7 protein-coding genes are annotated in these 7,582 nt (G+C 71.9%); 4 read left to right on the forward strand and 3 right to left on the reverse strand.

Annotated elements, in window-relative coordinates:
• On the forward strand, positions 1-1,607 hold a 1,607-nt coding region (locus IT780_RS23300; RefSeq protein WP_443678588.1), incomplete at its 5' end, for a transketolase-like TK C-terminal-containing protein.
• A 77-nt stretch (positions 1,608-1,684) separates the two neighbouring features.
• Positions 1,685-3,808, forward strand: a complete 2,124-nt coding sequence (locus IT780_RS23305) for a methyl-accepting chemotaxis protein (protein ID WP_199513773.1) — start codon at positions 1,685-1,687, stop codon at positions 3,806-3,808.
• Here IT780_RS23305 and IT780_RS23310 read toward each other — a convergent pair.
• From IT780_RS23310 to IT780_RS23320, 3 genes are read right to left on the reverse strand one after another with little or no spacing between them, the layout of a single operon-like run.
• A complete protein-coding gene (locus tag IT780_RS23310; protein ID WP_199513774.1) occupies positions 3,798-4,244 on the reverse strand; it encodes an SRPBCC family protein in 447 nt (148 codons plus the stop codon). The genes IT780_RS23305 and IT780_RS23310 overlap by 11 nt on opposite strands.
• The gene (locus IT780_RS23315; RefSeq protein WP_199513775.1) at positions 4,241-4,576 is read right to left on the reverse strand and encodes an ArsR/SmtB family transcription factor; all 336 of its coding nucleotides are present in this window, start codon (positions 4,574-4,576) and stop codon (positions 4,241-4,243) included. Before IT780_RS23315 ends, IT780_RS23310 begins: the two co-directional genes overlap by 4 nt.
• 4 nt (positions 4,577-4,580) lie before the next feature.
• Positions 4,581-5,114, reverse strand: coding sequence for a dihydrofolate reductase family protein (locus tag IT780_RS23320; RefSeq protein WP_199513776.1), 534 nt, complete (start codon positions 5,112-5,114; stop codon positions 4,581-4,583).
• A 103-nt stretch (positions 5,115-5,217) separates the two neighbouring features.
• Here IT780_RS23320 and IT780_RS23325 point away from each other — a divergent pair, with 103 nt between their 5' ends.
• Together IT780_RS23325 and IT780_RS23330 are read left to right on the forward strand one after the other, a co-directional pair.
• On the forward strand, positions 5,218-6,237 hold the full coding sequence (locus IT780_RS23325; protein ID WP_199513777.1) for a winged helix DNA-binding domain-containing protein: 1,020 nt from the start codon (positions 5,218-5,220) through the stop codon (positions 6,235-6,237).
• 35 nt (positions 6,238-6,272) lie between these two features.
• The coding region (locus IT780_RS23330; protein WP_199513778.1) for an MFS transporter at positions 6,273-7,582 on the forward strand (1,310 nt) is incomplete at its 3' end.

Below are 7,582 nucleotides of genomic sequence, written 5' to 3' on the forward strand. Positions count from 1 at the left end.
ACGACTACAAAAAGCTGTACGCCGCGTACAAGGCCGCGATGGAACACACCGGCCAGCCCACCGTCATCCTCGCCAAGACCATCAAGGGCTGGACGCTGGGGTCGCACTTCGAGGCGCGTAACGCCACGCACCAGATGAAGAAGCTCACCCTGGACGACCTCAAGGGCTTCCGCGACCGCCTCTACCTGGACATCTCCGACAAGCAGCTCGAGGAGAACCCGTACCTCCCGCCGTACTTCCACCCGGGCGAGGACTCGGACGAGATGAAGTACCTGCAGGAGCGACGGCGTGAGCTGGGCGGCTACCTGCCGTCGCGGCGGACGAAGTCGATCCCGCTGAACATCCCGGACTCGGCGAAGTTCGGCGACGTCAAGCGCGGCTCGGGCAAGCAGAAGGTCGCCACCACGATGGCCTTCGTCCGGCTGCTCAAGGACATCATGAAGGACAAGGAGTTCGGGGCCCGCTGGGTGCCGATCATCCCGGACGAGGCGCGCACGTTCGGCATGGACTCCCTGTTCCCGACCAAGAAGATCTACTCGCCGCACGGCCAGACGTACACGTCGGTCGACCGCGAGCTGTTCCTGTCGTACAAGGAAGCCACCAACGGGCAGATCCTGCACGAGGGCATCAACGAGGCCGGCTCCACGGCCAGCTTCATCGCGGCCGGCACGTCGTACGCGACGCACGGCGAACCGATGATCCCGCTGTACATCTTCTACTCGATGTTCGGCTTCCAGCGCACCGCCGACGAGCTGTGGGCGGCCGCGGACCAGATGACCCGCGGCTTCCTGCTCGGCGCGACCGCCGGGCGCACCACGCTCAACGGCGAGGGCCTGCAGCACGAGGACGGGCACTCGCTGCTGATCGCGGCGACGAACCCGGCCGTGGTGGCGTACGACCCGGCGTTCGCGTTCGAGATCGCGCACATCGTCGAGAACGGCCTGCACCGCATGTACGGCGAGAACCAGGAGAACATCTACTACTACCTCACGGTCTACAACGAGCCGATCGTGCAGCCGGCGGAGCCCTCGGGCGTCGACGTGGAGGGCCTGCTCAAGGGCATCTACCGGTACGCGGCGGCTCCGCAGGCCACGGGCCCGAAGGCGCAGCTGCTCGCCTCAGGCACGGGCATGCAGTGGGCGCTCAAGGCGCAGCAGCTGCTCGCCCAGGACTGGGGCGTCGCCGCGGACGTGTGGTCGGTGACCTCCTGGACCGAGCTGCGCCGCGACGCGGTGGAGGCCGAGGAGCACAACCTCATGAACCCGGGCGACCAGCCGCGCAAGCCGTACATCCAGGCCAAGCTCGAGGGCACCGAGGGCCCGGCCGTCGCGGTCAGCGACTGGATGCGGGCGGTGCCCGACCTGATCAGCCGCTGGGTGCCGAACGACTACACGTCGCTGGGCACCGACGGGTTCGGCATGAGCGACACCCGGCACGCCCTGCGCCGGCACTTCCACGTGGACGCCGAGTCGGTGACGGTGGCGACGCTGCGCCAGCTCGCGCTGCGCGGCAAGGTGCCGTCGCACGTCCCGGCCGAGGCCGCGAAGAAGTACGCGATCGACGACGTGAACGCCGCCCCGGTCGGCGAGACCGGCGGCGACAGCTGACGAAGCTCGTACGTGTTGTGAGGGGGTGGCGCTCGCCACCCCCTCATTTTTTGCCCGAAACGGCCGAACAGGCCTTCATGGCGCGTCTGCAGATCGGTCACAAGCTTCTCGCCCTGGGCCTGGGCGGCGTCCTGAGCACCGCCGCGGTCCTCTCCGGGGTCGGCGCGTGGCAGAGCGACGCGTTCGCCGACCGCACCCAGGCGCAGGTGGAGAAGCTGACCACCGAGGACCTCAACCGCACCACGGACGAGGTAACCCGCCTGGTGGGCTCGGTGGGCGACGAGATCCAGTCCGGTGTGAACGGCGACATGACGGCCGCGAACCAGCTGCTGGCCCAGCGCGGCGGCGTGGAGTTCGCCGACCGCACGGCGGCGTGGACCGCCACCAACCAGTTCACCCAGGACAAGCAGACGGTCACGCTGCCCCGGATGACCGTGGCCGGGCAGTGGCTGGGCCAGAACCTCGACCTGCGCAAGCCCACGCCGTTCGTCGACGACGTCGTGTCGCTGCTCGGCGGCACAGTGACGGTTTTCCAGCGGATGAACGACGCCGGTGACCTCCTGCGCGTCGGCACCAACGTCAAGACCACGGGCAACCGGCGGGCCATCGGCACGTTCATCCCGGCGGTGGGGGCCGACGGCGCCCCGAACGCCGTGGCCACCGCGATCAAGGCCGGCAAGCCGTACCGGGGCGTCGCGCTGGTCGTGGGCTCCTGGTACATCACGGCGTACGACCCGATCAAGGACTCGGCCGGACGGGTCGTCGGGGCCCTGTACGTCGGCGTGCAGCAGTCCGAGGCGCTCAAGGAGCTGACCGACGCGATCTCCGGCAGCAAGGTCCGGGACAACGGCTGGGTGACCGTCTACAGCACCAACAAGGCCGACGCGGGCCGGATCATCGCCTCCAGCATCCCCGGGGCGGCCGGGCGTACGGACCTGGGCGCCACCGACGCGGACGGCACCAAGTACGTCGAGCAGATCGTCGGCCAGGCGTCGAAGCTGACCGGTGGCGCGACGTGGCGGGCCGCGTACCGGCTGCCGGGGGCCGCGGGCGCGCCGGCCGGGGACACGACCGTGACCGTGGCGTCGTACCCGCAGTACTCGTGGGCGATCGCCGTGGGCGGGTACGACGGCGACACCGCCGGCGCGGTCGACGCGGTCCAGGACGGCCGCCGCGCCATGCTCATCGCGTTCCTCCTGGCGGCCCTGCTGCTGGCCGTGGCCGGCGGGCTGTTCGCCGCCTGGCAGGCCCGGAAGATCTCACGGCGGCTGAAGGCGCTCACCGCCGGGCTGTCGCGGCTGGCGAAGCGGGACCTCACCGTCTCCGTCCCGGCGGACGGCCACGACGAGATCGGCCGGGCCGGCGCGGCGCTCACCACCGCCGTGGCCGAGCTGCGCCAGGTGATGGTCGAGGTCACGGGCGCCTCGCGGGAGGTGTCCCGCTCGGCCGACCAGGTCGCGGCGACCGGCGCGGAGCTGACCGCCTCGGCCGCGGCCGCGGCTGAGCAGGCCGGTTCCGCCACCCGCGCCGCCGACGAGATTTCGACCGTGGTGCAGACCGTGGCGGCCGGCGCCGAGGAGATGGGCGCGTCGATCGGCGAGATCTCCGGCAACGCCCAGGACGCGGCGCAGGCCGGGCGCGACGGCGTGGGCCTGACCGCCACCGCCTCCGGCGTCATCGACGAGCTGCGCGCCTCCACCGGCCAGATCGCCGACGTGGTGCGGCTGATCGCCAGCATCGCCGAGCAGACCAACCTGCTGGCCCTCAACGCGACGATCGAGGCCGCCCGGGCGGGCGACATGGGCAAGGGGTTCGCGGTCGTCGCCGGCGAGGTCAAGGACCTGGCCCAGGAGACCGCCAAGGCGACCGAGGACGTCACCGCGCGGGTGTCGGCGATCGAGGGCGACACGGCGCGGGCGGTGGACGCGATCACCGCGATCACGGCGACGATCGCCCGGGTGAACGACTACCAGAACGCGATCGCCGCGGCCGTGGAGGAGCAGGCCGCGACGACCGCCGAGATGTCCCGCAACATCGTCGAGGTGGCCACAGGCAGCCGGGAGATCGCCGGCGACATCGGCGCGGTGAGCGGAGCCGTGGAGAGCACCCGCGCGGCGGTGACCGTGTCGCACGAGGCGGCCGGCGAGCTCGACGCGACCGCCCGGCGGCTCACCGAGCTGGTCGACCGGTTCACCGTCTGACGTACGCGGCCAGCTTGTCGAGCTGCTGGCCGGTGCCCTCCCGCATGAAGCTCTGGACGGCGTCGGTGAGGTGGCCGGCGAAGTGGTTCGTGAGCTCAGTACGGCCGTCGCCGAGATCGCGCAGCGTGATGGTGACCGAGCCGCCGCCCAGGCCGCGCTGCCCGTCCCACTCGTACGCGAGCGTCCGCGGCGGGTCGACCACGGTGAAGCGCATGTCGGAGGGGAACTCGGCCCCGGCGCCGGTCACCATGGTCAGCCGGAACACGCCTCCCGGGCGTACGTCCATCTCGACGCTCTCGCGCGGCGTGTGCATCCCGGCCGGGCCCCACCAGGCAGCGATCTGATCCGGGTCGGTCCAGGCGTCCCAGACCAGCTGCACGGGCGCGTCGAACACCCGCACGATGTCGAGCTCGCGGTACGTCATCTCGTCGCTCACGGGTTCGTTCCCTTCATCAGGCGGTTCAGGTGCTCGTCGAGCTTGTCGAGGCTGGACTCCCAGAAGCGCCGGTACCGCTGCACGTACTCCGAGGCCTCCCGCAGCGGCTCGGCCTCGAGCCGGCAGGGCCGCCACTGGGCTTCCCGGCCGCGCGAGATCAGGCCGGCGCGTTCCAGCACCTTGAGGTGCTTGGAGATGGCGGGCAGGGTCATGGCGAACGGCGCGGCCAGCTCGTTCACGGTCGCCTCGCCCTCGGCCAGGCGGGCCAGGATCGCCCGGCGGGTCGGGTCGGCGAGCGCGGCGAAGATGACGCTGAGCTGGTCGGTCGCCATCGGCTCAGGCCGGGACGTACGTGATGACCTCGACCCCGGTCTTCGTGGTCCAGGAGCCGGTGTGGGCGAGCGCGACCTTGGTGCCCTCGTGCCACAGCTTGCGGCCCTCGCCGACCACGAGGGGGTAGACCATGATCCGGTACTCGTCGACCAGGTTGTGCCGGGTCAGGTGGTTGAGCAGCTCGGCGCTGCCGTTGAGCAGCAGGTTCTCCGGCCCGGCCTTGACCCGCGCGACCGCCTCGGCGACCTCGCCCTGCAGGAACGTCGCGTTCCACTCCGGCTCGGTGAGCGTGGTGGTGGCGACGTGCTTGGGCATCGAGTTCATCCGCTTGCCGAAGTCGCCGGTCGCCGCCTCCATCTGCGGCCAGGCGGCCTTGAAGCCCTCGTACGTCTTGCGTCCCAGCAGCAGGGCGTCCGCCTCGCGCAGGTTGGCGTCCTGCCAGCTGCCGAGTTCGTCGTTGAAGTACGGCCCGCTCCACGCCGGCTCCTCGAAGACGCCGTCGAGGGTCACGTACGACACCGCCACCAGCTTGCCCATGGTCACCACTCCCCTTGCTTCACCATCTGGTTAATTAACTAGTCGGTAAACTACTCGCGTCCGAGGCGCCGGTCAAGGTGGAGCGCGCCTAGGGTTCGGACGCATGAATCTCGACGAGGTCCTGCGCCGGCGGATCGAGCGGCACTTCCTCGGCAGCGAGAAGGGCGCCGGCGTGGTGCAGGTGGCCGGGCGGATCGGCGGCATCCACGCGCAGGTCGCCTCCTCCGCCCAGGCCGCGGCGGACCTGCGGCTGGGTGAGCCGGCCGACCTGGAGAAGGCCCTGTGGAACGACCGTACGCTCGTGCGCACCTGGGCCGCCCGCGGCACGCTGCACCTGCTGCCCGCCGCCGACCTGCCTTTCTGGGTCGCGGCGATGAGCACCCGCACCCGGGAGACCACGGGCTCGTGGCTGCGGTACCACGGCGTCACCGAGGCACAGATGGCGGACATCATCGCGGCGGTGCCGGACGTGCTCGGCGGCGACCCGATGACGCGGGAGGAGCTCGCCGGCGCGGTGATCGCGGCGACCGGGCACGAGGAGCTGCGCGGGCCGCTCATCCAGGGGTTCGGGGCGATCCTCAAGCCGCTGGCGTTCCGCGGCCTGCTCTGCTCGGGGCCGCCGCGCGGGCGCAACGTGACGTTCGTGGCGCCGCGCGCCTGGTTCGGCGACCGGGAGCCGGTGGAGGTGGAGGACGCGATCGACCGGCTGGCGACGGCCTACCTGGACGTGTACGGGCCGGCCGACTCCGCGGAGTTCGCGCGCTGGTTCGACCTGAAACCGGCCCTGGCCCGCAAGGCGTTCGCGCGGCTGGACCTGGAGCCGGTGGACGGTCACGGGTTCCTGCCGGCGGGGGCGGAGCGACCGGCGGGCGGGGAGTCGGTGCTGCTGCTGCCCGCCTTCGACCCGTACGTGGTGGGGAGTCTGCGCCGCCTGGATGTCATGAGCAGCGGGCCCAGGTCCGCGGTTTCCCGGCCGCAGGGCTGGATCTCCCCCACGCTGGTGGTGAACGGCCGCATCGAGGGCGTCTGGGAGGAGAAGGACGGGGCGCTCACCGTCACCGCGTTTCGCACCCTGCCCGCCGCGGTGCGCCGCGCCCTTCCTCGGGAGGCCGCGATCATCTAAGGTCCGAGGAACTTTCGTGTTTGCCCGGAGGCACCATGAGCGTCACGCAGGGCGCGCCGGCCGCGCTGGCCGAGCCGGTCGTGCCGGTCCGGCGCTCCTGGATCGGCCTGCTGTTCGCGGCGAACCTCGGCCTGTGGATGGTGTTCTTCACCCCGGTGCAGGTGTTGCTGCCCGAGCAGATCGCCGAGATCGGCGTGGGCAGCAAGGAGGCCGCGCTCGGGTGGGTCACCGGCGTCGGGGCGCTCGTGGCGATCATCGTGAACCCCGCGGCCGGCGCGCTGTCCGACCGGACGCGGCTGCGGGTCGGCGGAAGAGCGTACGGGCGCCGGCACGTCTGGACCCTGTCGGGCGCGGCTGTGACCCTGCTGTCCCTGCTCTTCCTCGGCGTACAGGACTCCGTCGTGGGAGTTGCCGTGGGCTGGGCCGGCGCGCAGGTCGGCCTCAACGTCATGCTCGCCACGCTGACCGCGGCCGTGCCGGACCGGGTGCCCGTACGCCAGCGCGGCCGGGTCTCGGGCTGGATCGGCATGCCGCAGGCGCTGGGCCTGGTGCTGGGCGCCGTCCTGGTGACCGCTGTCGTCACCGGCACCACGAGCGGGTACGTGGTGATGGCGGTCGTGCTGGTGCTGCTCGCCGTACCGTTCGCGCTGCTGACGCCGGACGACCCGCTGCCCGCCGGCGATCGGGCACGGCCGCGGGGCAAGGCGATCTGGCGGGTGTTCCGCGAGCACCCGGACTTCGCGTGGGCCTGGGGCACCCGCTTCCTCGTGCAGCTCGGCAACGCGCTGGGCACGCTCTACCTGCTGTACTTCCTGACCGACAAGGTGCGGCTGGCCGACCCGGACACCGGGCTGCTCATCATGATCCTGCTGTACACGGCCGGCATGGTGGCCACCGCGGTGGTCGGCGGGCGGCTCTCCGACTCCTCGGGCCGCCGCAAGGTCTTCGTGGTCTGGTCCGGCATCGTCATCGCGGTCGCCGCGCTGCTGCTGGCGGTGTGGCCGACGTGGCCGGTGGCGCTGGTCGCCTCGGTGCTGCTCGGCGCGGGGTACGGCGTGTACCTCGCGGTGGACACGGCGCTGATCACCCAGGTGCTGCCGGCCGCGGTGGACCGGGCGAAGGATCTCGGGGTCATCAACATCGCGACGGCCGCCCCGCAGGTTCTCGGCCCCGCGATGGCCGCGCCGATCGTCACGCACCTGGGCGGCTACCCCACCCTGTACGCGGTCACCGCCGCGGTCACCCTGCTCGGGGCGGTCATGGTGGTGGGGGGGGGGGGGGGGGGGGGGGGGGGGGGCGGGGCCGCGGCCCCCCGCCCGGCGGCGCGCGGCCCGCGGGGGGGGCG

It is taken from the genome of Nucisporomicrobium flavum (genome assembly GCF_016464385.1).
GTDB lineage: Bacteria > Actinomycetota > Actinomycetes > Mycobacteriales > Micromonosporaceae > Actinoplanes > Actinoplanes flavus_A.

Coding starts and splice junctions, on each gene's coding strand:
- IT780_RS23315 (WP_199513775.1), bottom strand. CDS start 4,576: ATGGCGACCGACCAGCTCAGCGTCATCTTCGCCGCGCTCGCCGACCCG.
- IT780_RS23305 (WP_199513773.1), top strand. CDS start 1,685: ATGGCGCGTCTGCAGATCGGTCACAAGCTTCTCGCCCTGGGCCTGGGC.
- IT780_RS23325 (WP_199513777.1), top strand. CDS start 5,218: ATGAATCTCGACGAGGTCCTGCGCCGGCGGATCGAGCGGCACTTCCTC.
- IT780_RS23320 (WP_199513776.1), bottom strand. CDS start 5,114: ATGGGCAAGCTGGTGGCGGTGTCGTACGTGACCCTCGACGGCGTCTTC.